The sequence below is a fragment of the Streptomyces sp. NRRL S-920 genome (genome assembly GCF_000717945.1).
Classification (GTDB): domain Bacteria; phylum Actinomycetota; class Actinomycetes; order Streptomycetales; family Streptomycetaceae; genus Streptomyces; species Streptomyces alboniger.
This window is the reverse complement of the sequence record NZ_JODF01000015.1, coordinates 105,484-127,191: the sequence shown is the minus strand read 5'-3', so window position 1 is coordinate 127,191 and position 21,708 is coordinate 105,484. Positions and strand designations below refer to the sequence as shown.

The following is a 21,708-nucleotide window of genomic DNA, read 5'->3' as shown; positions in this document are numbered from 1 at the left end:
TCTGGCCCCGATTAAGACGCGTCTTAAGGAGAACAACCATGCGCGCCAAGTGCGAATGCGGGCAGCCACTCAAGACCTATTGCGGAACGGGCGAGCGCCCCAAGTGGTGCAGCCGTTCATGCCGGAACCGCGCCTACTACCAGCGCAAGACCTACGGCACCACCCGCTAACCAACCGAAAGGAACCACCGACCGTGAACGGAAACCAGCACTACCAGCGCGCCGAGGAACTACTAACGCAGGCATTCGTAAAGGGCTTGGCCAGTTACAAGGAATCTGACGAGGATCGGGCAATCCTCGTTCAGGCAGCGCACGCCCACGCACTACTTGCCAGCGCCGCCGCTACCGCTGACACGAAGCGATTCCAGGCCGCCTATTACGAGGGCAACGGCGAGGAACCCCCGACAAGCGCGGCACGTACCAGCCGCACCGAGTCCAATAACGCAGCCGCCCGCGCCTTTCTGGAGAGTGACAAGTGAACTTCGACGCCACCTATTGGACCCGACAGCGTGAACTCCTCGGCATTGACCCCGAGGTGCGACACGTACACTTCGCGCGATTCGTCGCCGACCAGTGCGGCCACGAATTGCGGCACGTTCAGCACGTCGGCTGGTACCGCTGGAACGGCCGAGTCTGGGAAGCAACCGGCGACGACGGCGCGGCAATGCAGGCAGTCACCGATGCTGCCCGCGCCCTCATGCGTCACGGGGCCGAGAACAGCGGCGACATGAATTGGGCGGCAGCCGCCGCTAACAAGATGCTCGTAAATCACCAGCGGCGCGCGATGGTTGCTGAGATGACCGTGCTGCCGCAGCTCCGCGCGACCGTTGATGAACTCGACGCACAGCGGCACCTGTTGACCTTCCGCAATGGCACCGTGGATCTCCGCACTGGGGAACTCCGACCACACGAGCCGGCCGACATGCTCACACAGTGCGCGAACGTCGATTACGTGCCCAATGCCGAATGCCCGCGCTGGCTGCGGTTCGTTGAGGAAGTGTTCCCCGATGACCCGGACATGCAGCGGTATTATCAGACCTTCCTTGGCATGGCAATTTCCGGCGAGGTGCGCGAGCACGCGCTAGGCGTTTGGTACGGCGAGCACGGCCGGAACGGTAAAGGCACCACCATTCGCACCATGCAAAAGGTGTTCGGGCATGACGTAGTGCATGAGGTGCCATTCACCATCTTTGAGAACGTGCGCGGTCAGGCTGTCCACACTGAACAGATAGCAGCACTGCGAGGAAAGCGACTCGTCGTCGCACAGGAAGGTAACCAAGGGGTGCCCATGAATACGGCACTCCTTAAGAACCTGAGCGGCGGGGACCGAGTCAGTACCCGACACCTTCACGGAAAGGTGTTCTCTTTCGACCCCACCTTTACGATCGTGCTCGCCACCAACTATCTGCCGGAATTCGGCTCGGGTGGTGCTGCGCTGTGGGCCCGCACCAAGGCAATGCTGTTCGGCGTCTCGTTTGCCGACCGGCGCGACCCCGACCTAGAGCCGACCATTCAGGGGCCCGAGCGAGAGGGCGTCGCCGCATGGGTGGTGCGCGGTGCCGTCCGCTACTACAGCGAGGGGCTGCGCGACCCGCTCAGCGTCATTGCAGCGACCGAGCATCACAAGGATGAGGTGGACCCGCTAAAGCCTCTTGTGGGCGAGGTATTCGAGTACGACACTGACAGCGAGGTAAAGCGCTCCGACTTCAATCGCGAGTTGAAGCAGTGGCGCGAGGACAACGGCGATAAGTCGGCCAAGTTCGCCCCGAGCAACGTCAAGAATCACCTAAAGACGAACGGGGTAACCGAAGTTCAGCGCAAGGGTAAAGGGTGGATGTATCGGGGGATTTACCTGCTGTCCGAGCCGCCCGCGCACCTGGCAGAGGCGTTCGGACCGGGGATTCTTGACCAGACGCAGCGCTGACAGCGAAAGGCTCACTTTAGCGGGAGGGCGGTAACAGAAAAGCTGTGACCTGTACCTAGATCCCATACATGTATGAGGAGAAGGTACGGGTAACAAGAAATCTGTTACCGGCCCCCACGCTTTGGCGACATTCTCGCTGTTTGGGCGCGATTTCCCCTCTTTCGATTCGCGTCGGTGTTATGGGCCATCCACACACTCTCTTAGTAGTAGACGGGGCTGGTTCTCCCCTCTCGGTTGGCGTTGCCTTTCACTCGCTCGGTGACCGGTCGGGCCCCACTCCTGGCCGGTCACCTAGCAACGTCGCTAGCTGCTCGTACACACATTCGAACCAATGCGGGTGCTGCCGCAATCCTCCTAATTCTTCGGTGAGTTGGTCTCACGCGCGCATAAGCGGCGGAGCGCTCACCGGTGGGCCCCCTTGCCCGCTGTGGTCTCAGCACAAGACCCGGCGAGTAAGGGGGCCTTTTTGTATATCCGAGAGGAAACCGATGACCTTCTATGCCCGCGATGGGCGGCCTATTTCCCAAAGCCACGCCATGACGACCGCCGGCCAGGGGTCCAATTCGCGGCTCAACACTGCGCGAATGCAGGGGAATTCGACCGAGAACGCCGATCGTCTTATTCGGGAGCGCCGGGACGCTGCCGCCGCCTCGGTCAGTCATAACGACAAGGTGCAGCAGCATTACGCGGAAAGCGCCGCAGAGCATGAAGCTGGGCAGCGCGAGCTTGAACGCTGGAAGGCCGAGCAAAAGGCGGACACCGAGTCTCGAAAGCGCCGCGAGTTGGGCGAGCGCTGGCAGGCAGAGACCGACATTACCGTTAGCCGGTCTTCCGACCACTCGGAGGATCTGGCCGCAGCGCGGGAGAGTTTCAACAACTTCACGCAGCGCGCCGAGGGCGAGGAACTAGCCGCCCGCATCTTCAACCGCATTCACGCCCCCTGGCTCTAAGGAGACATGCCATGACCGAGGAAATCACCCCCGAGGACCTGATCACCGATAACCATGAATTCATGATGCATAACGTGCGTCATGGTTCTCTCGCACCGAAGACGGCCGAGGAGCGATGGCAGGAACTACAGGCCGTTGTCGGCCAGATTGAGCGACTGACTGACCTTTATTACGAGCGAGCCGAGGCCGCTTCCAATGCCCGCGCAGATGCACGCGCGGCACACGCCCGATCCGCTGAGACTGGTAAGGCTGCTCCTGCCGGTATTGGCGCAAAGGTTCTCGATGCCGAACTAGCCGTAGACGGCACGCTATCCGCTGTTCGTGGCGCGCTGGACCGGCTCCCGATTGTCCGTAAGGCGTATGACGCGCTATTCGAGGACGACGCATTCGTTACCGAGTACCGCAAGGCCGTGTCGGCTGAATTCCTTAAGCGCCGGGATGTCGCGATCAAGGCGTTTCAGGTGCTAGAGGCGCAGGTTCCCGCGCTGGCTGAGCTGTATACGACCCTCGGGGAATTCACGCTCGATCACCTGCTGTGGGACACCGTCTCTGATATTGAGTTCAACGGCGAGAAGCTGTCGAACGGTGGGGTGTTCACCAAGTCTGAATGCAGTTGGGCAGCCCCCAAGCTAGCTACGGCCATCAGCGAGGCCCGCCGGATCATTCTGAGCGACGATCCGGTAACCGGCGGAACGCTACTTACCGAGAATCTGAACACTATTGCCGCTGCACTGCCCGAGCTTGCGGAGCAGCGATACGAGGAGTGGCAGGAGGCACTAGCCGCCGAGCGAATGCAGATGCGCAACGCGGGGCCGTACGGCGCGTTCTCCCACTAGGAAGTTCTCAGCGGGTCAGCCCGTTGCTTCCCTGGTCTCTCGCTGTCCCTGGCGTTGGCCGTCGCATTCGCTGTGAGTGCTCGGCGCGTGATTCGCTGATTCGCTCGCTGAATTTCACGGAATGTGACGGCCGGCTGGGGCTACGGAATGTGATCGAAGGGGTGGGGGGTGACCCCCTTTCGGGTCCTTTCCCAACCGCAAGCGTGTAGCACCTCGCTCCCTGTACGGGTTATGGGGTCGCCGAACGCTCCGCCGCATACAGTGCGTGACGCTGCCCCCTGCGCCATTCGCCCTCGCTGATTACACAGAGCGGCGAATATCTATCGCCGACGAGAGGTGAATTCATGAACGCCAACAATGTGAAGCGCTGCCCTCGTTGCCAGCGCCATATCAGCGCGAGCCGGTCTAGTGGCCTATGTGCCTCGTGCACGTCCAAGGAAATGCGTGCCGCCCCGGCTATATGTCGATGGCGTACCTGCGCAGCGCGGGGATTCCCCAGCCTGCGCGGTTACTGCTCACGCATTCACCTGCTGGCGGGTGAGGGCGAGTGACCCCCGTCCGCGTGGTGCTGACCCCGGATGGTTGGGAGCCCTCGGACGACCCGGCCCCGCCCGGCACGGTGGCGTGGCGCTTCCCTCGCTCGCTGCCGATCCGTCCCGCCCGCGTCCCGCGTCCCCGCCCGCTGGCACCCCGTCCCGTGATCCGTGAGGGTCGCCGCCGCCATGGCTGGACCCGATGACTTGGCCCCCGCTGCCTGCCCCTCGCTGGGGTGGTTGTCGGGGGCCTTTGGGCTGCCCTCTTGCGTCGATCATGCGTAGGGGTGAGGCTCGTGCACGTCCGTGCAATCGACTCGGTACAGGAGTGCCCAATGGCCCTAAAGTTCCTGGGGATTTGGCCCAACACCCCCGACGACGGATCGCCCACGATCTGGCTGGACGACACGACCGGTGATCTGATCATCCAGTCGTGGAAGGCGGACGAGGAGACGATCCGGCAGGCGCAGGAAGTCGGCTCGGTGCCGGGCCACTCGACGGACGTTCCGGCGCACGAGACCGTGATCCGGCTACCTGCCAACATGCTCCAATTCATCCCCCGCCCGGACAGTGAGGACGACGGTGGCAACAGCGGTACGTGAATGCCTCGCAAAGGCGCAGCGCTCAGCGATGCACCTTGAGATGCGGGACAGCTACATGCGGGATGACCCGGAGTTCATCCGCTGGCAGGAGGGACACCGGTACGACCCGGCCGACCGTGAGTCGTGGTGGCGCTCGTGGCTGGACGTGGTGGCGGAGACGACCGGCCGGGGTGTCACCATGCGCCGTCTGCGCGTCGTCTCCGAGCCGCTGAGCGACTACGTCCGATACGAGTACGACGGCACCTTTACGAACGTCGCGGCCGGTGAGGACGTGCGCTGGCTGCCCCGTTCCCGGGCGCGTGATCTACTGCTCCCCGCGCTGGACGGGTGGGTCATGGACGAGGAGACCGTGATCCTTCACCACTTCAGCGGCGAGGGTCAGTGGACAGGGCCGCGCATGGAAGTCGTGCACGACCCGGTATTGGCCGCTCAGTACGTCCAGGCGTACGAGGCAGCGTGGGAGCGGGCGATTCCCCACGCGGAGTACCGGCCCGACTGATCACGCACCCATGGCTGTCTCTGCATCTTCCAGTGCCCAGCAGGCCCGGCAGGCTCTCGCGGAACGTCTCGCGGATCTCTGCCGGGATGCCGGGCTAACCGGTCTCGACCTAGCCGAGCGCTGCGGGTGGAGCCGGTCCAAGTCGTCCCGGATCATGAACGCCAAGACACCCCCGTCCGCTGACGACATCCGGGCGTGGTGTCAGGCGTGCGGTGCCGAGGACCAGACCGAGGACCTGATTGCCTCGCTGCGGACCGCCGAGGGCATGTGGGTGAACTGGCGGCGCATGGAGCGGGCCGGGCTCAGACAGGCGCAGGAGGCCCGCCTACCGCTGTACCAGCGGACCCGCCGTTTCCGGTCCTACTCGTCGTGGCTCGTACCGGGCATGATCCAGACACAGCCGTACACGACAGCCGCCCTCCAGGCGATCCAGCGACGGCGCGGCCTGGTGGACGACGTGGCCGACGCTGTGGCCGCCCGCATGGAACGTCAGCGGGTGCTCTACGAGGGTGACCGGCGGTTCGCGTTCCTCGTTGAAGAGTCCGTGTTGCGGGCCGGAATCGGTGGCGCTGAGGTCATGTCCGGGCAACTTGGCCACCTGATCTCCATTGCCTCACTTCCCAACGTCAGCTTGGGAGTTGTGCCCATGAGGCCCGACCGGGAGCGCTGGCCGGCTGAGGGGTTCTGGATCTATGACACCGCCCAAGTCAACGTCGAATTGATCTCCGGCTACCTCACGCTTACGCAGCCCAGCGAGGTAGGCATGTACGCCGAGACGTTCGCGGAACTGGCGGCGCTGGCCGTCTACGGGGCCCCCGCTCGTGCGCTGATCACATCAGCCTTGGATGCCCTCGGGTAACTCGCGTGCAACCTCGTGCAATCGCCTGTGAGTTGAGGTTCCGCCGTCCCTAGCTTGTTCGTCATCGGACCACGCGAGGGGACGGCGACGATGGCGAGCACGACGCAACACCCGGAGACCGACGCGAGCCAGCGGGAGTACACGACCTACGCCCCGCCCGGGGAGACGTGCCCCGCGTGCCGGAAGCCGATCAAGAGCCTTGAGCGCTGCCGCCGGGGCGAGGTCGAACGGCAATCCGCCAGCCCGGCAGTGGTCTACCGACACATCGACTGCAACGACCCGAGGGAGACCAAGCGCGGGTCGGCGCAGTGACGGCCCCCGCGAGGCGCGTGAGGGCCCGCCTGAACGCCCTACCGGCCCCGAAGCTGGTCAGCCTCATAGACGACCCTGACGGGCCGTACAGGGACTCTCCCGAGGGTTGGTGGACCGAGCGGGGCGGAGCGCTGGACGTGCGGTCCGGGGTCGTCTACTTCCCGCCCGGCAGCAACCCGCCCCCGTCCCCCTTCCGCGACGAGGAGACGTGAGGGCCGCGCGCGGCCTGGTGGTGGGTCTCGCTGCCGCAGCGTGGGTCTACGTCGTCGCCGTAATCGTGGCCCGAGGCTGGGCCGCCTGAATCTCCGTCCCTGCCGGACACGTATCCGCAGAGGTGTTCCCCCACCAGGAAACCCGGCAGGGGCGGCGCAATGCACCGTGCTCCACTTCGACAAGGAGGAACACAGGAATGACCGCCGTATCGAATGACCTCAAGACCGGCCGCTCCCTGGTGAGCGTCGACCTGTTCGACAGCATCGCCGAGTTCACCGTGACCCACTTCGGCTACGACCGCGACAAGGCGGAGCGGGCCACGGATCAGGCGCTCGCGTTCCTCGCCACGGTCGGCACGGCCACTGTGAAGATGGTCCCGAGTGACGACGTGGACGGCGCGCTGCACGCGTTCATCCTGCACACCGCCGACTACCGCGAGTTCTGCGAGACGCACGCGGGCCGGTTCCTGGAGCACAACCCGCGCCCCGGTGGTGGCGGCCGGGTCCTGGAGGAGGTGCAGGCGACGGCGCACGCGATCAAGTCCAACGGGTTCATGGTGCTGGACGCGCTGTGGACCGTGAACGGCGAGAACGCGGCGCAGTGCGACTCTGACTGCGGGCGCGACTACCGGGCCGCCTGACGGCCGGCTGACCCGTACTGGTGAAGGTGGGGCCGGTTCTCAACTTCGGGAACCGGCCTCGCTGTTGGAAGGTGAAGCATGATTTTCGATGGCCCGTACAGCCCGCCGGACGGGGCGCTGCAACTCCTCAATCCCGGCCCCGCCGAACTGGTCCTCAACCGGCGCGGGTCGTCCGTGTGGAAGGTCAAGACCGAGGCCGGTCCCTACGCGGTAAAGGTCGGCTACCCGAGTCGGACGCACGCATGGACCGCGCTGGCCCCTGCCCGTGAAGCCGCCGTTCTGCGACAGCTCAGCCATGAGCGGATCTTCAGCGGGGAGTGGGAGCACGGCACGTGGGGCGCTCAGCCGTGGCGGCGAGGAGACAGCCTCTATGACCGGTGGGCACCCTGCCGGGACGGGAAGGCTGAGCCGAACCTCGGAGAGGCCCTGTCGTGCGCTGTGGCCCTGTCGGGGCTGCACGGGATGGGATGGGTGCACGGGGATGTGCAGCCCGCGCATTTCCTTCTGGGGGAGTCGGCCGGGGCCTTCCTGATCGACCTGGCGCTGTCCAGCGGGGGGCGGATTCCCCGCGCCTATGACTTCCCGTACCGGGGCTGTCTCGTCCACTACGAAGCGCCGGAAATCTCGGCCAGCGTGTTGGAGTCGGGAGCGGCGACGCCGACACAGGAAGCGGACGTGTATGCGCTGGGAGCGGCACTGTTCATCAGCGCGACAGGGTGGCGGCACGTGGCCTACCCGGACGACGCTCCCCGGGAGGTTCAGCGGCAAGCCATCGTGGCGGGCCCTCACCGGCCCGTGGACGTGCCGGGAGTGCTCGGCGGTCTAATCCCCCACATGCTCAGCCGTACGCCCGCTGACCGGCCTACTAGCGCCGAGGTCTGCGAGAGGTTGAGCGCGGCCCTGTAGGGCTGAGCCTAGCCCCGTCTGTGCGCATCCCCCCATGGCGCATGGGCGGGGCTTTCCGCTGTGTGCGCCGCAGGTTCTATGTATGGTTTGGGCAGGCATTCACCCTCATGGCCCGTGTTCAGCGCCGCCAGCAGATGGATCACCTCGGCTCCCCGCACCTCGCCGACGACCAGCCGATCGGGACGCATCCGCAATGCCTGGCGCACCAGGTCGTCCAGGCCGACGAGGCCCTGGTTAGGAACAGTTCAGGTGTCTCAGTCGATGTCCTGTCTCATCCTCGGCGCATCTCCTCGCGGGTTGAACCTCACTCTGGGAGGCCGAGGGCTGTATCAGCATGGCGGCGATTCTTTGCAGTTCCTTGACCCCATCGCCACCTTGGGAAATCGCATGTGCCTCTGCGGGATCGGCCATAGAGTCATTTGCGTGATCGTCGTAGACAGCAACCAACTGTTTCAGGTGCAACCCAACGGTCCTGTCTGGATGCTGCTCAAGGCCGTGGGCAAGCAGACGGGACACTCCTTGGCGATCAGTGAGGTCTCGCTCTGGGAGGCCGTGAACAAGGCCCGGGAACTACTCGAAGCCGACGAGAAGGCGGCCGTGAGTGCCGCGCGAAAGCTTTCAGGTCGGCTTGCCGCTTATGGCGACGAGGCAGGGCCCCGGGCCGTTCCTTCAGGGCGCGTTGATGCAGTGGTGCGCAAGTACGAGTCCAAGCTCCGTGACACGTTCCGGGTAATCAAGACCGCTCCGGAGCACGGCGTAGAGGCCCTCCGCAGGGAAGCTCTCCGTCTCCCGCCTTGCAAGCCATCTGGCGAAGGTGGCCGAGACACCGCGATATGGCTGTCAGCTGCGGCGGCGGCTGCGGTCGAACAGGAGGCTGCGAACACAGAGCTGCCCCTGCTGTTCGTCTCGAGCGACAAGGGCTTCGCGGATCCCGCCGACAAGCTCCAACTGCACCCTGCCTTGCTCGCCGACCTCCCTGGCAACCTGACCGCGAAACTCTGTCGGAGCATCTCCGAGGTTGTTGCCGAGATCAGCACACCCGCTGGAGTCGACTACTTGGTGCTCAAACCGGAGAGCCAGGAGGTGACGGAGGCCATCATCACAACCGTCGTCGAGTGGAACTTCCCCGACCTGCCGGGCGCCTTGGAGGCGAGGGACGGCGACGGGATCCATCAGATCTTCACTGTTGGTGAACTCCTCAAGGGCAGCCGCATCCGGTGCGAGGGATTCCATGAGCCGCCTGCGATCACCACGTCCGGCTCCCGGTCAGTGGTGATGGGCAGTTGCTCCTGGGTATTCGCGTGTCCACCGTGGGAGGGTGGCGACCGCTTCGATTCAGCTCGAAGCTATGCCTTCAATGAGCTGGTCGGGCGCCCACTCCAAGTCACGGCGACGTTGGCGTGGACGCTGGACGCGGAGAGCAAGCTTGAACACTGGGAGATCGTCCAATGGGCAGCTGACCGGCCTCTTCAGGTTCCCGCTGTCCATATGACCGTCCTCGACGACATCATCAGTGCTCAGCGTGCGGAGAAGCAGCCAGCGGGTGATGCATGGATGTTCCTCACCCGGCAGTCGGACAACAGCTGGCCAGTGCCTTAGCCCGGCCTTAGCCCCCGAACCGGAGGGGCCGGGGGCTGTAGATGGCGCGCCGGTCCTCTCAGATGCGGCCGAGTGTTCGGGTGATCCAGCCGGCTTCGCGCCACTGGTCGGTGTTGAGGGTGCCGCGAGCGTCGATGACCTTGGGGCTGGTGGTGCGGGTGGCGAGCCGCTTGGGGTCGATGTGGGTGAACTGGTGCCACTCGGTCAGGTGCAGCAGCAGGTCCGCGTCATCGACGGCGGCGATCGGGTCCTCGACGTAGTCGAGTTCGGGGTGCAATTTGCGAGCGTTGTCGAGGGCCTTGGGGTCGGTGACGGTGACGGTGGCTCCGAGTTCGTGGAGTTTCTGGGCGACGGCGAGGGCGGGTGAGTCGCGAATGTCGTCGGTCTCAGGCTTGAAGGCGGCGCCCCAGACGGTGATCCGCTTGCCGCGCAGGTCGGTGCCGAGTTCCTCGCGGGCGAGGTCGATGACGCGCTGGCGACGGCGGGCGTTGACGGCGGCAGCTTCGCGGAGGATGCCAGCGGCTTCGTCGGCGCCGAGGTCGTCGGCTCGGGTGATAAAGCCTCCGAGGTCCTTGGGCAGGCAGCCGCCTCCGAACCCGAGGCCGGGCCGCATCCCGCGCCGGCCGATGCGCACGTCGTGACCGAGGATGTCGGCGAGCTCGGCGACGTTGGCGCCGGACTTCTCGCAGACCTCGGCCATCGCATTGATGAAGGAGATCTTGGTGGCGAGGAAGGCATTCGCGGCGCCCTTGGCGAGCTCGGCCGTGGCCCAGTCGGTGACGATCGCCGGCGTCCCCGACTCGATGATCTTGTCGAAGCACTGCCGCAGTACGGCCTCGGCCCAGGAGTGCTCGGTCTCGAAGCCGAGGACCAGCCGGTCGGGGCGGAGGGTGTCCTCGATGGCGAACGACTCGCGCAGGAACTCCGGGTTCCAGGCCACCTCGATGCGGTCGCCGGCCGGGGCGAACTCGTGGAAGATGTCGCGGACTCGAGGTGCGGTGCCGACCGGGACGGTGGACTTCACCGCGACGACGGCCGGGCCCTTGAGACGGGGTGCGAGCTGGCGGACGGCCGCGAACAGGTGGGAGAGGTCGTAGGCGTTCTCGCCGGGCTGCTGCGGGGTGCCGACCCCGATGAAGTGCAGGTCGCCGAAAGCGGCGGCCTCCGCGTAGGAGGCGGTGAAGCTCAGTTTGCCGCTGGCGGTGTGCTTGGCGATGAGATCGTCGAGGTCACGTTCATGGATCGGGGCTTTGCCAGAGTTGAGGACCGCGACCTTGTCCATGTCGGAGTCCATGCCGAGGACGTCGTGGCCGAGTTCGGCCATGCAGGCCGCGTGGGTCGCGCCGAGGTAGCCGCAGCCGATGACGGTGAGCTTCATGAGCGGGGTGTCCTTCCAGAGGTGCGGTGGGGGCCGCCGCAGGCGGCCCCCACCCGTCACCGGGGAAGGCGCCGCTTGGGCGGAAGGCTGGTCAGGTAGCGGTTGATGCCGTCCCGGATGAAGAACGGGATCTTGAGGTCGTCCAGGAACTCGGGCGCGAAGAACTGGAGCTTGACGCCCTCGGCCAGCGGGAGCTGGGTCTCGTCGCCGTCCCAGTGGGCGGAGAAGAAGCTGATCAGCTGCCCGGAGCCGTGCTCGTCACGGATCTCGCAGCGTTTGATCAGGCTGTCGACCTCGTCGCCCAGTCCGGCTTCTTCGTCCAGCTCGCGGCAGATCGCGTCGACGTCGTCCTCGCCCGGATCGCAGCCGCCGCCCAGCAGGCTCCAGCAGCCGGGCCAGGCGATGCCGTCGATGTCATCACGCAGGTGGAGGAGGAGTTCGCCGCGGCTGTTGACGATGATCGCGACCGCTCCGCGGGCGGTGGCCGGGAGACCGGCAGTGGTGTCCTGGTGCATCCGGACACCGTAGTGATGTGCGCGATCGTCATGCCGCAGCCCTCACCGTCTGGTCGCAAAACCAAGCGGCTGCCATCAGGGCCTGCATCCGGGTGCGGTCGAACCGGCCGCCCGGCTTGAGGCCGCCTTCCAGCAGCGGCCGCATCGCGGCCGGGGCCTCGGTGAGGGCAGTGCGGATCTGGGCGTCGGCCCAGCCGGCGAGCTTGCCGTTCAGCCAGGCGGGGACCGGGGAGGCGAAACCGAGCTTGTCCCGGCTGCCCCAGACCTCCCGCGGCAGGCCGAGGGCCTTCGCCGCATCCCGGAGGATCCGCTTGCCCTCGGCCGGGTGACAGATTTTGTGCCCCTGGGGCAGCCGGTAGGACAACTCGACCAGGTCGCGGGCCAGGAACGGGGACCGGCGTTCGATCGCGTAGGCGGAGGCGAGCTTGTCGCTGGTCATCACCAGCGGCCGCCAGGCCGTCGCCAGGTCGGCGAGGGTGAGGGCTCGGGCCAGGTCCCCGCCGGCCTTCTGCATCGCGGTGGCGATGAGGTCGCGGATGCAGGCCTCGGGGTCGGGACCGCGCAGGATGAGCCGGGTGACCGCCTCCACCGGATCCAGGTCCTCACCGGCTGTGTGCATCAGCTTGGCGGCCAGCGGCCGGTAGGCGTCCATCCCGGCCGCCAGGACAGTATCCGAGCCGAACAGGACCAGGGAGTGACGGACGTATCCCATCAGGAACTCGTCCGGCCCCAGGCCTCCGACGGCGACCTTCAGCCCGAGGTCGGCGATCTTCCGGTAGGCCATGTACTCCGAGAACGTGGACGCGTTGCCCATCGGGTAGTCCAGCGCGGCCATCATGTGCGGCAGCACCTTGGTGAAGTCGATCGGGTCCGGCTCGACCACGATCAGTTCGGCGCCGATGTCGGCGGCGATCCGAGCCGCGACCTTCGACTCGTCCAGGCGGTCCTGTCCGGGGTAGCGGACGGTGACGCATACCGGTGGCCGCAGCAGGTAGGCCAGCACCGAGGAGTCCAGTCCGCCCGAGAGCAAGAGGGCGAAGTCGCAGGCCGGGGCTCGCAGCGGGACCTGATCTGCCAGGACCACGGAGTACTTCGCCAGCGCCTCGCGGTAGGTGCCGGTGAACGGCTGCCGGTCCTCAAGGCGCCAGTAGACGTGCTGGTCGAGCGAGCCGGTCACGACGTCGAAGGACAGCAACGTCGCTGGGGCCAGCAGCTGGATGCCCTGGAAGGGAGTGTCGACGCCGACCGGGGTCTCGATGGCGAGGACCTCGGGCCGCAGGACCAGGGGTGCGGGTCCGTAGCCGGCCAGGGTGGTGACCTCGGAGGCGAAGGCGAGCCGGCTGCCGTCCAGACGCCAGTAGAGCGGCTTCTCGCCCAGCCGGTCCCGGGCCAGGAACAGCTTCCCGATGCGCGCGTCATAGACGGCGAGGGCGAACATGCCGTCCAGTCCGTCCAGGCAGGACGGTCCGATCTTCGCCCAGGCCCGCAGGAGGAAGTGCGCGTCCGTCTCCCGGGCGTCGCGCGGGATGCCCCAGACAGCGGCCTGGGCCCGGTAGTTGTAGATCTCGCCGTTGAAGGACAGCAGAATCCCGGTCTCGCGATCGAGGTAGGGGCCGGGCTCGGCCTGCGGGTCGACGATCAGCAGCGTGTTCATGGCCAGCACCGCCCGCCCGTCCATCGCGGCGGCGTGCAGGGTGCCGTCCGGGCCGCGATGCGACTGCGAGGCGCCCATCGCGCCGACCGTGTGCTTGTGGCGGACGGCGTCTCCTCCGGCCAGTCCTGCGATTCCGCACATATCTGGTTCACCCCCGGGTGTGGTGGTGCCTGCGGCGGCCGCCGCCGGAAGGAGATCTGTTCCGGTTCCGGCGGCGGCCTGGACTCACATCACAGCCGCCCGCAAAGAGCGGGGGGAGGGCTCGCAGGGGGGCTCACAACTCGCAAAGACGGTTCGCGGCCGGTGGCGGAGGAATATCGTCAGAGACCCAACACGCGGAACGCGTACGACTCTTCGTCCCCCGTCGAGTACGGGTCTCTCGTGCTCCACCAAGTACAGACATACGTACTCAACCGTCTGTTCGAGCCGTGCGTAGTCCGGTCACCGGCAAAAGGGGAGAGTCATGGCATCGACCACCCGCCGGACCCGTCCGCCCAACGCGGACCTGGCCCGGCTCATCGAAGCCAGCGGCGCGAGCCACAAGTCCCTGGCTCTGCGCATCAACCAGCTCGCCCACGCTGCCGGGATAGAGACCGACTACTCACACACGTCCGTGGCGAACTGGTGCCGCCGCGGGATGACGCCGAAATGGCCGGTCCCCAAGCTGTTGTCGCAGGCCATCAGCGAACGGCTCGGGCGACCCGTCAACCTCGGCGAGATCGGTATGGGCGAGGCGGAGACAATCGACGCCGATGTGGGGTTGGATTTCCCGCGAGACCCCGCCGACGCCGTCCGCGTCGCCACTTCGTTCTGGAGCTCCGTGAACCGCCGCGACTTCCTCACCGGCACCGGATCCGGCTTCGCCGCGTCCGCCTTCACCACCCCCGTCACCCGCTGGCTCGTCACCCCCGCCGACGAGACTGCCGACCATGCTGGCGGGCAGCAGGTCGGGCGGGCCGACCTGGACGAGCTGCGCGAGGCCGCCGAGGAAGCCAGGCGGTGGGACTCGAAGTATGGCGGCGGGAACTGGAAGGCCAACTCCGTCACCGACTGCCTCGACCACCGGGCCGCCCCGCTGCTGGAGGGATCCTTCTCCGATGACATCGGCCGCGAACTCTTCTCTGTGACCGCCGAGCTGTCGAGACTCGCCGGGTGGACGGCGTTCGACGTCGGTGAGCATGATGCCGCCCAGCGCCACTTCATCCAGGCCCTCCGACTCGCCCGCGCCGGCGGCGACGTCCAGCTCGGCTGCTATGTCCTGACCACCATGGCCATGCAGACCCTGATGCGCGGGTTCGCGTCCGAAGCCGTCGACATGGCCCAAGGCGCCTTCAACCGGGCCAAGGGCCAGGCCGTCCCGAGGGTGCTGGCGTTCACCAAGCTGATCGAAGCCCGAGCCCATGCCCGCGAGAACGACCCCAGGGCCGCCTCGCGGGCCCTGAAAGCCTCCGAAGACCTGCTGGGACAGGCGAAGGACGACAGCGGCGACGAGCCCGCGTGGATCGACTTTTATGCGCACTCCCGCTTGTCCGCGGACGCCGCCGAAGTCTTCCGGGACCTGAAGAACCCCAAAGCCGCCCTGACCTGGAACGAACAGGCCAGCGCGATGCCGACCGGGGTCTTCACCCGCTCCGTCGGCATGCGGCTCGCCATCGTCGGAACCGCCCACCTCCAGGCCCGCGACCTCGACCACGGCCTCGAACTCGGCAACCGCTCCGTGGACATCCTCGCCCGCGTCCAGTCGACCCGGGCCAAGGACTACGTGGCCGAGTTCAACACCGCCCTCACCCCATGGCGGCGCGAGCCAGCCGTCCGCGAGTTCCTCCACCGAACCCGCACCGAACTCGGCGTCGCCGCCTGAGCTGGATCTTCCCCCTCCTCGAGGAGGGGGAAGATCCAGCGAACACCCCAAGGGCGTACGACTTCCTCATGCACCATCGCGTCCGGCTCTCTGGGCTCAGCCGTCCTGGGCTGGGACGGCGGCCAGCCGCTGACGGCTGCCGACCTTCTTCTTCAGCCCGAGGTTCTCCGCGTAGAGGTTCGCGGCAACCGTGGCCAGCGCGTCGAACTTCCCTTGGACTTCCGTGACTTGGCCCTTCGCTTCCCGCAGTTGCTTGCGGAGGTCGGCGATCGTCTCGTCTCTCTGAACTTCGCCGGGGGTCCGCAGGACCGGGCGGGCAACCTTGGTGTCCCACTCGGCCAAGATGTCCTCGGCCCGGTGGACGGTCGCGTGGCTGACCTTGGCCTCGCGAGCAAGGTTCTCCTTGGTCAGGGCCCCGTCGGTGTGCAGGGGCTCTCCGGCCAGCAGCCGGGCCATGGCCTCCCGCAGCTTCGTCTCGGTCGCGGCGGACACCGGCATCAGGTGGCTCCTTCTTCTCGTAGTGCGCGGGTGATGCGATGGACGTCGTCGAGCCGGATCAGGACGGCTTCGCGGCGGGGCGGCGCGAGGCGGGGTTCTTTCGCCATGGCCGTTAGGTCCTCCTCTTCGGCAACCCAGATCGGCATGTGGGCCCGGGTGATCACCGAGTTGCGGCAGCGGTCAGGCTGGCAGGCTCCGATCAGCGGGGCCCGGCCCCGCTGATCCTCTGGCAACTCGTTTTGGCATTCGGCCTGCGGGGCGTCGAACAGGCAGTGGTTCAAGGTGCCCAAGTGCAGTTCGGGAAACTCCGAGGCCAGCAGGGAGGCTTGGAGACGCTCGTCGGCAATCTGGGCCTGCAGTTCGGAGTCGCTGTCGACCGCGGCGATGACCTTGTCCAGGCCGGCATGCAACCGGGCTGCCCCGGGGCCGACCGCGACCACGTCGCCGCTGCGGCGGGCCTTGAGCAGTTCGACCAGTCTGAGCGCCGCCGCGTGCTCCAGCTGATCGTCGAACTCCTTGATCCAAGAGACGTCCATCCGCCCGTATGCCTGGGTCGTCCGGTTCGACATCGCCCGGCGTGCGGCGTGCTTGAGCTGCAGCCCCAGGGCAATCTCAGAGTCCGGCTCCCGGCTGGTGATCAGGGACATCGTCTTGCGGAACATGTGCGGACGCACGTGTGCCTGCGGAATCTTCGCCAGCCCGAGGCGGTCGGCGGTGGCATTGACCCGGTTCATGAAGTAGTCGATCTCGTCGCCCGCGATGATGCCGGGGCGTCCCTTGTAGCTCGTCTCGCCCCGTGTCGGGGGTTCCAGGGTGGCGAACAGGTGGGTCGGGTGCCAGGAGACCTTCTCGGCGACGGCGATCGCCTCAGCGACCGGCTCGATGATCCACCAGAACTGCTCCGGCCGGGTCGGCTCCTTCTTGGTCTTGCGGGACTTCACGGCGGGCGAGCCGAAGTGGCTGCCCACCGCTTCCCGGGTGATCTCCTGGACTTCAGAGTCGCGCATCATGCTCAACGCCGTGATGAAGACGTAGCAGGATGCCCGCAACATCCGCAGTTCTTCGCCCAGTTCGTCATGGGTGATCCGTGTCCGCCAGGGCCCCGTGCTGCCGTCCTCTCGCGTGACCTGGGCCGCGCCGGAGGTCTGAAGCGGCAACAGCCGATAGCCCCGGCTTCCGCGCTGCCCGACAGCCTGGCACTGGCCAGCGGCCACCGCCTCCTCGACCACCCGTCGACGCTCGTGTCCGGCCGCCGTCGTGCCGAAGCGGTGGCCATAACGCGGGAAACCCCAGATCATCCGTGCCAAGGTGCCCAGCATCGGCGTCCCGGCCTCCCCCTGATCGTCAGCCTCCGCCCGGACCGGCACCAGATTGGCCGGGTCGGACAGCCACTTCTGCACGTCGTCGTCGAGTGTGCCCCTCGTGGGGTGGGCGCCGTTGGGGCGGTAACGGCTCCCCTCCGTAAGCCGGCCGACCTCACGGGTTCCAACCGTCCAGCTGCGGCCCTGCGCAACAGCGGCAAGGACGCTGGCCCTGCGGGCCTCGACACGGTCGTGGTGGACGCCCGGGCGGATCGCGAACAGGAAACGGTTCTGCCCGCGGGAGATCATCTGGCTCAGGGTCGTCCAGATCGGGGAGCCTGCCGGTGCCTCCCGGAACGGCTTCTCATGCAGGGGAACAAGGTTGGCCGGGTCGGCAAGCCAGGCCGCGACCACCGCGTCCGCCTCGTCTGCGCTCATCGGGGTTCTGCGTTTGCGGGGCGGCTCCGTTCCTTTGCCCAGCGTCTCGGCCCGCTCCTCGAACTCCGTCTTCCACCGCAGGATGTCCGGGGCGAAGGTGTGGATATAGGTCCAGGCCGCCCGTAGCAGGGGCCACCAGGTCTCGGGCGGGACGGCCGGGGTGGACAGCCCGTCGTTGACGGGAGTGGTGTCCTCCTCGGCCTCCTTCACCACGTGCAGAGCGGGACGCCCCTCCCAGGGGTCCTCGAACGTGCTCATCCCGGTAATCACCGAAGTGAGCTGCCGCAGCCGCCGCACTGCCGCGATGTCGCCGGTCAGGGTCTTGGGCTCAACTGTCTTCAGGCGCTCGGCGATCAGGGCCTGCCAGTGCTCTGTCTCCCATCGTCCGAAGTCCTCGGGCCAGCTGTGTTCCCGGGCCAGCCGCAAGACGATCCGCAGCTTCCGGCAGTCCGCCACCACCGAGAGGAACGGCGCCGGCTCCGCGAGGAGGTAGACGGATGCCTGCCGCAGCCTCGCGTGGGTCGGGTTCAGCAGCGAGAACGCGAACTCCCGCAGCTGCAGCGACGCCAGCGGGTCGTCCGTGGGGAAGTAGAGCGTCCAGTCCGAGCGGCTGAAGTTGGCCCGTCTGCCGATGCAGTCGCCCGACCAGGCAACGAGATCTCCGAAGACGGGAACCTTCACTCCTGCCAGCAGCTGGTAGCCGGTGCCGAAGACGGGTTCGTCGTCACCGATCCGCTCCGATGCCAAGACGGTGGGGGCAAGAGCGGGGCGGGCCGTCATCGGTCAAACTCCGTTCGTTGTCCCAAGGGAAGGTCGAGGCGAAGGCCCAGTTCGTCGATCTCCCGGCGGGCGGCCGGGAGGAGTTCCCCGCACTCGGCGAAGATCTTGTTCAGGGCGGCGGCCTGCCGCCCCCAGACGGCTTGCCAGCGGGGCGGGTCCAGGGCGGCCCGCATCCGTTCAATGTGGTCCGCCAGCATCAGCAGCCGCGGCAACTGTGAGGTGAACACCACCGCATTGCGGCAGAGCATGCACATCGCCGGGGCAACATGGCAGACCTTGCCCCGGGCGCTGTGCGGCGAGTCGTAAGGATCGCGGCAGTTCACCAGCCCCATGTCCAGCTCACCCGCCAGCATCGCCTTGGCCTGCGACGCCTCAAGGCCGAGATCGGCGGCGACCTCGGCGTCCTCCAGCCGCTTCTCGGCTTCCTCGGCAACCAGGACAGGGCTTTGGATCGTGCGGCCGAAGACCCATTCCTGGGCCCGGTTAACCGCCCGGCCGGCCAGGATGTGCGCGGTCGTGCCGTGGGCGTAGTGATTGCGATAGACCTCGACGTGGTGGTCATCACCGGCCAGGTCGGACACCGTGCCGCCCAGGACCGTGGCGCGTACGACTTTCGCGGTCTTGCGCAGGCGGCGTGCGTCATGTGGCTCGGATATCTCCAGCAACTTGCCCGCCGCATCCCGCTGTTGCGCGATCCAGTGGGTGAAGCGGCGATCCGTCCGCTTGAACGAGCAGACCCCGGCCTTGAGCGAGCCGTCCTTAGCCTCGCGGGTCACTTCCAGCATCAGCCACGGGTCCACGTCAGCGAACACTTCCCGGCTCAGCTCTGTGGCCGCCAGCAGGCGCCTGAACAGGCCCGGGACATCCCAGGCGCCCGCCCCGGCGAAGTACTCACCGGCCTCAGTCGCGGGATGAAGATCGGCGCGGGTCCGCCCGGCCCGGAACTTGCTCTGGACCACCCGCAGTCCACCATCGATGGCTTCCAGGTCGCCGAGCTTCAGGTCGTTCAGTTCCTCGGGCGTGGTGTCAGCCATGCCCAGGAGCATCAGGACCCGAAAGGGGTGAAGATCCATGTCGTCGGGAAACAGCAGCCGCCCGACGCCCCGGCCCAGCTGCCGGATGCCGGGGCGGCGGGACTTGCCGTCCGGGGACGGCTCAAGCATCACGTCATGCAGCGGCCGCGGCCACCACTTGGGATGCGCGGGCAGATTCTCCGTCAGCGCCGCCGAGTTGAGCAGCCCGAACCGGGCCGCCCAGACCAGGTTCTCCAGCTTCCGCCAGCTGTCCTGCCGGGGATCGACACCGGCTTCCAGCAGTTCCCGTCCCCAGGACAGACGCTCCTCCATCGCCCGAATCGCCGCCCGGGAGGCGTCCCGCAGCGCGATCCGCTCGGCGTTGGAGAACTCGTCCAGCGGCTCTTCCGGCGGCTTGCGGAAGGCGGGACGGGCCTGCGCTCGCAGCCGCAGGCTCTCCGGCACCGCCCCGTCCCAGGCCGCCCGGTTCGCGATCAGCGCCAGCACCGAGGTTGCACGATCGTAGGAGTTGCCCGATTCCGCCCCGCTCTCCTCGCGCATGGCGGCTTCCCACGCGTAGAGGACCGCGACGAGATCGACCGTATCCCCGTCCAGCCGGGCCTTCTGCGGGTCCAGGCCGAGCGTGGGCAGGTGCTTGTCGACGAACCGGGCGAGGTTCCTCACTCCGTGGGCATAGCTCTGGCCGCCACTGCGCAGAGCCGTGCCCCGCGCCAGCTTCAGCCACTCATCGGCAAGTTGGGCCACCAGCACCGAGCACCGATAGGCCCCCGGGTCCAGCGTGACCGTCTTCTCCCGGCCCCGTTCGGGCACCAGGAGACTGCGGATCCCGATCTGCCCCGGCGACGGCGGCGGTGACGGGGCGGCCGCCCGCGTACGGACCTTGCGTTCTCCCCGCCGGGCCATCAGCCCGCCTCCTTGTCCACCAGTGCCGACGCATAGTCCACGTAAGTCCTGTCCTGGTAGTTCCACTCTTCAATTGCCCTGTTGACCAGCGCATTTGTGTCCCGGATATAGCGCAGATACCGCATCGTGGATTTTGGGCTCCGGTGTCCCAGCAACCGCTGCAAGATCAGCAAAGGGTTCCTGGAGATGTGATCGGCCAGGAACGCGCCATGGCCGCCCTCACGCAGCCGCTCGGCCTCCTCCTGCACCACCAGCTGCGTCAGCATCTGCAGCATGTAGATCGCGAAGGTGTGCCTGGTGTCGTGGATCTTGACCTGTGCGGGCATGACCACGTCGCCCTCGTAATCCTCGATGATGCGCCGCGTGCGCACGAGCGCCTCGTCGAAGATCTGCTCCCACCGCGTCTTGGTCGGCATCCGCCCGCCCCGGCCGACGAACAGCGCCATCGGCTCCAGGCCATGGTCGCCCTCGAACACCGTCCGGCGCCGGGTCTCGGCCGGTATGGCCTCGATGCGGAACGTGCGGCGGCGGCCGTGGAGTATCCCGGTCAGTTTCCTGCGACGCAGGTCGATGTCCGAGACGACGAACAGCTCGTCCCGCCGCCGGGAAAGCGCCTTGGCGGATGCCCGGACCATCGCGGCCCGCTCCGTGCGCCGATACATGTCGATCTCGCGCAGCGTCATGTCCTGGACCGTGACCACCCGCGGAATCCCGAACTTGGCGATCGCCTGCAGCGGCACCTCGGCCGGTGAGCCATCCCGTCGCGGTGAGGGCACCTCGATGTCGAAGAGGCAGCTGAACTCCCGTAGCCGCATGCCAGTCGTGATCGCCAGCTCTCCACCGGCACTGTTTCGCAGCGGGGACCGGCCGCGAAATTGCGGGTCAACACGGTCATTTGGCAGGAGGCCGCGCAGCCCGACCAGCTTCAAGGAACGCCACTGGCGGAAGGTCAGATGCCGCACGTCCAGCTCGCTCGTCGCACCCCAGGACAAGACGTCCCGGCCATTGCTGCGGCGGTGATACGGCCGCTCCTCCAGCAGCTTCGTCCTCGGATCCGTCGCCCAGGTGTAGAAGTTGTTGATCGTCGCCCGGCGGCGCTTCCAGGTCGCCGGCATGTCCGGCGACTCTCGCAGCTCGGTGCAGTCCTCGCGGTAGGCCAGCAGATCGTCCTCGGTGGCGGACAGCAGGTCAGTCGGCGGATCCAGCTCCTCCAGAAAGTCCACCAAGTCCATGGCGTCGTAGGCGTAGTCCTGCATCGTCTTCGCCTTCACCGTCTTCGCCAACTCCAGGAAGAAGCTGCACAACGGCTCCGACGGCCGCATGTCCGGCCCGAGGAAGAACGGCGTACCCTCCTTCACCGCCCCGGGCCGCTGTACATACGCCAGCGCATCGAGCGGAACCCCCGGAATTGGCTCGTAGTAGCGGCGCACCTTCTCGTGCGACACAAAGAAGTAGTCCAACTGTCCCTCCCCTG

19 protein-coding genes and 1 pseudogene are annotated in these 21,708 nt (G+C 66.9%); 12 read left to right on the top strand and 8 right to left on the bottom strand.

Annotated elements, in window-relative coordinates; all coding sequences use genetic code 11:
- Positions 1-193: 193 nt before the first annotated feature.
- The 10 genes from IG54_RS0113635 (at position 194) to IG54_RS0113590 (ending at position 8,273) form a co-directional block, all read left to right on the top strand.
- Complete coding sequence (locus IG54_RS0113635) at positions 194-478, top strand: hypothetical protein (protein ID WP_030782162.1); 285 nt, start codon at positions 194-196, stop codon at positions 476-478.
- Entirely contained in the window at positions 475-1,923 is a 1,449-nt protein-coding gene (locus IG54_RS39260; RefSeq protein WP_030782159.1) for a DNA primase family protein, read from the top strand. Before IG54_RS0113635 ends, IG54_RS39260 begins: the two co-directional genes overlap by 4 nt.
- Positions 1,924-2,411: 488 nt before the next feature.
- On the top strand, positions 2,412-2,873 hold the full coding sequence (locus IG54_RS0113625) for a hypothetical protein (RefSeq protein ID WP_030782157.1): 462 nt from the start codon (positions 2,412-2,414) through the stop codon (positions 2,871-2,873).
- An 11-nt stretch (positions 2,874-2,884) separates the two neighbouring features.
- Positions 2,885-3,709 (top strand): hypothetical protein, encoded by an 825-nt coding sequence (locus IG54_RS0113620; protein ID WP_030782154.1) that lies wholly within the window; start codon positions 2,885-2,887, stop codon positions 3,707-3,709.
- Between the two features lie 868 nt (positions 3,710-4,577).
- A complete protein-coding gene (locus IG54_RS0113615) occupies positions 4,578-4,844 on the top strand; it encodes a hypothetical protein (RefSeq protein WP_030782151.1) in 267 nt (88 codons plus the stop codon).
- The gene (locus tag IG54_RS0113610; protein WP_420712249.1) at positions 4,825-5,343 is read left to right on the top strand and encodes a DUF6879 family protein; all 519 of its coding nucleotides are present in this window, start codon (positions 4,825-4,827) and stop codon (positions 5,341-5,343) included. Before IG54_RS0113615 ends, IG54_RS0113610 begins: the two co-directional genes overlap by 20 nt.
- Positions 5,344-5,353: 10 nt before the next feature.
- Positions 5,354-6,202, top strand: coding sequence for a helix-turn-helix domain-containing protein (locus IG54_RS0113605; RefSeq protein ID WP_030782145.1), 849 nt, complete (start codon positions 5,354-5,356; stop codon positions 6,200-6,202).
- A 90-nt stretch (positions 6,203-6,292) separates the two neighbouring features.
- Positions 6,293-6,514 carry a hypothetical protein gene (locus IG54_RS37935; protein WP_037897041.1) on the top strand — a complete coding sequence of 74 codons (222 nt, stop codon included), beginning with the start codon at positions 6,293-6,295 and terminating at the stop codon, positions 6,512-6,514.
- Positions 6,515-6,923: 409 nt separating this feature from the next.
- A complete protein-coding gene (locus IG54_RS0113595; RefSeq protein WP_030782142.1) occupies positions 6,924-7,367 on the top strand; it encodes a hypothetical protein in 444 nt (147 codons plus the stop codon).
- Between the two features lie 78 nt (positions 7,368-7,445).
- Positions 7,446-8,273: a protein kinase gene (locus tag IG54_RS0113590; protein ID WP_030782139.1), complete on the top strand. Its 828-nt coding sequence runs from the start codon at positions 7,446-7,448 to the stop codon at positions 8,271-8,273.
- Positions 8,274-8,368: 95 nt separating this feature from the next.
- On the opposite strand, the pseudogene IG54_RS42915 reads toward IG54_RS0113590, so the two are convergent.
- Positions 8,369-8,503 (bottom strand): annotated as a pseudogene (locus tag IG54_RS42915) (ATPase, T2SS/T4P/T4SS family); the annotation flags it as partial.
- A 193-nt stretch (positions 8,504-8,696) separates the two neighbouring features.
- Here IG54_RS42915 and IG54_RS0113585 point away from each other — a divergent pair.
- Complete coding sequence (locus IG54_RS0113585) at positions 8,697-9,872, top strand: PIN domain-containing protein (RefSeq protein WP_158708870.1); 1,176 nt, start codon at positions 8,697-8,699, stop codon at positions 9,870-9,872.
- Positions 9,873-9,930: 58 nt separating this feature from the next.
- On the opposite strand, the gene IG54_RS0113580 is transcribed toward IG54_RS0113585, so the two are convergent.
- Genes IG54_RS0113580 through IG54_RS0113570 form a run of 3 tightly spaced genes read right to left on the bottom strand, consistent with a single transcriptional unit; the run spans position 9,931 to position 13,560 of the window.
- Complete coding sequence (locus IG54_RS0113580) at positions 9,931-11,250, bottom strand: UDP-glucose dehydrogenase family protein (RefSeq protein ID WP_030782135.1); 1,320 nt, start codon at positions 11,248-11,250, stop codon at positions 9,931-9,933.
- Positions 11,251-11,306: 56 nt separating this feature from the next.
- Positions 11,307-11,765, bottom strand: coding sequence for an NUDIX domain-containing protein (locus IG54_RS0113575; protein ID WP_037897036.1), 459 nt, complete (start codon positions 11,763-11,765; stop codon positions 11,307-11,309).
- A gap of 28 nt (positions 11,766-11,793) precedes the next feature.
- Positions 11,794-13,560 carry an asparagine synthetase B family protein gene (locus IG54_RS0113570; protein WP_030782132.1) on the bottom strand — a complete coding sequence of 589 codons (1,767 nt, stop codon included), beginning with the start codon at positions 13,558-13,560 and terminating at the stop codon, positions 11,794-11,796.
- A gap of 322 nt (positions 13,561-13,882) precedes the next feature.
- Here IG54_RS0113570 and IG54_RS0113565 point away from each other — a divergent pair, with 322 nt between their 5' ends.
- Positions 13,883-15,280 (top strand): hypothetical protein, encoded by a 1,398-nt coding sequence (locus IG54_RS0113565; protein WP_030782130.1) that lies wholly within the window; start codon positions 13,883-13,885, stop codon positions 15,278-15,280.
- Between the two features lie 96 nt (positions 15,281-15,376).
- Here the strand turns inward: IG54_RS0113565 and IG54_RS0113560 are convergent, their stop codons facing one another.
- From IG54_RS0113560 to IG54_RS0113545, 4 genes are read right to left on the bottom strand one after another with little or no spacing between them, the layout of a single operon-like run.
- Entirely contained in the window at positions 15,377-15,778 is a 402-nt protein-coding gene (locus IG54_RS0113560) for a hypothetical protein (protein WP_030782128.1), read from the bottom strand.
- Positions 15,778-18,297 carry a hypothetical protein gene (locus IG54_RS39255; protein WP_051819495.1) on the bottom strand — a complete coding sequence of 840 codons (2,520 nt, stop codon included), beginning with the start codon at positions 18,295-18,297 and terminating at the stop codon, positions 15,778-15,780. The genes IG54_RS0113560 and IG54_RS39255 overlap by 1 nt, the downstream gene beginning before the upstream one ends.
- Positions 18,294-20,234, bottom strand: coding sequence for a hypothetical protein (locus IG54_RS0113550; RefSeq protein WP_030782124.1), 1,941 nt, complete (start codon positions 20,232-20,234; stop codon positions 18,294-18,296). The genes IG54_RS39255 and IG54_RS0113550 overlap by 4 nt, the downstream gene beginning before the upstream one ends.
- Positions 20,234-21,694: a site-specific integrase gene (locus tag IG54_RS0113545; RefSeq protein WP_030782122.1), complete on the bottom strand. Its 1,461-nt coding sequence runs from the start codon at positions 21,692-21,694 to the stop codon at positions 20,234-20,236. The genes IG54_RS0113550 and IG54_RS0113545 overlap by 1 nt, the downstream gene beginning before the upstream one ends.
- Between the last annotated feature and the right edge of the window lie 14 nt (positions 21,695-21,708).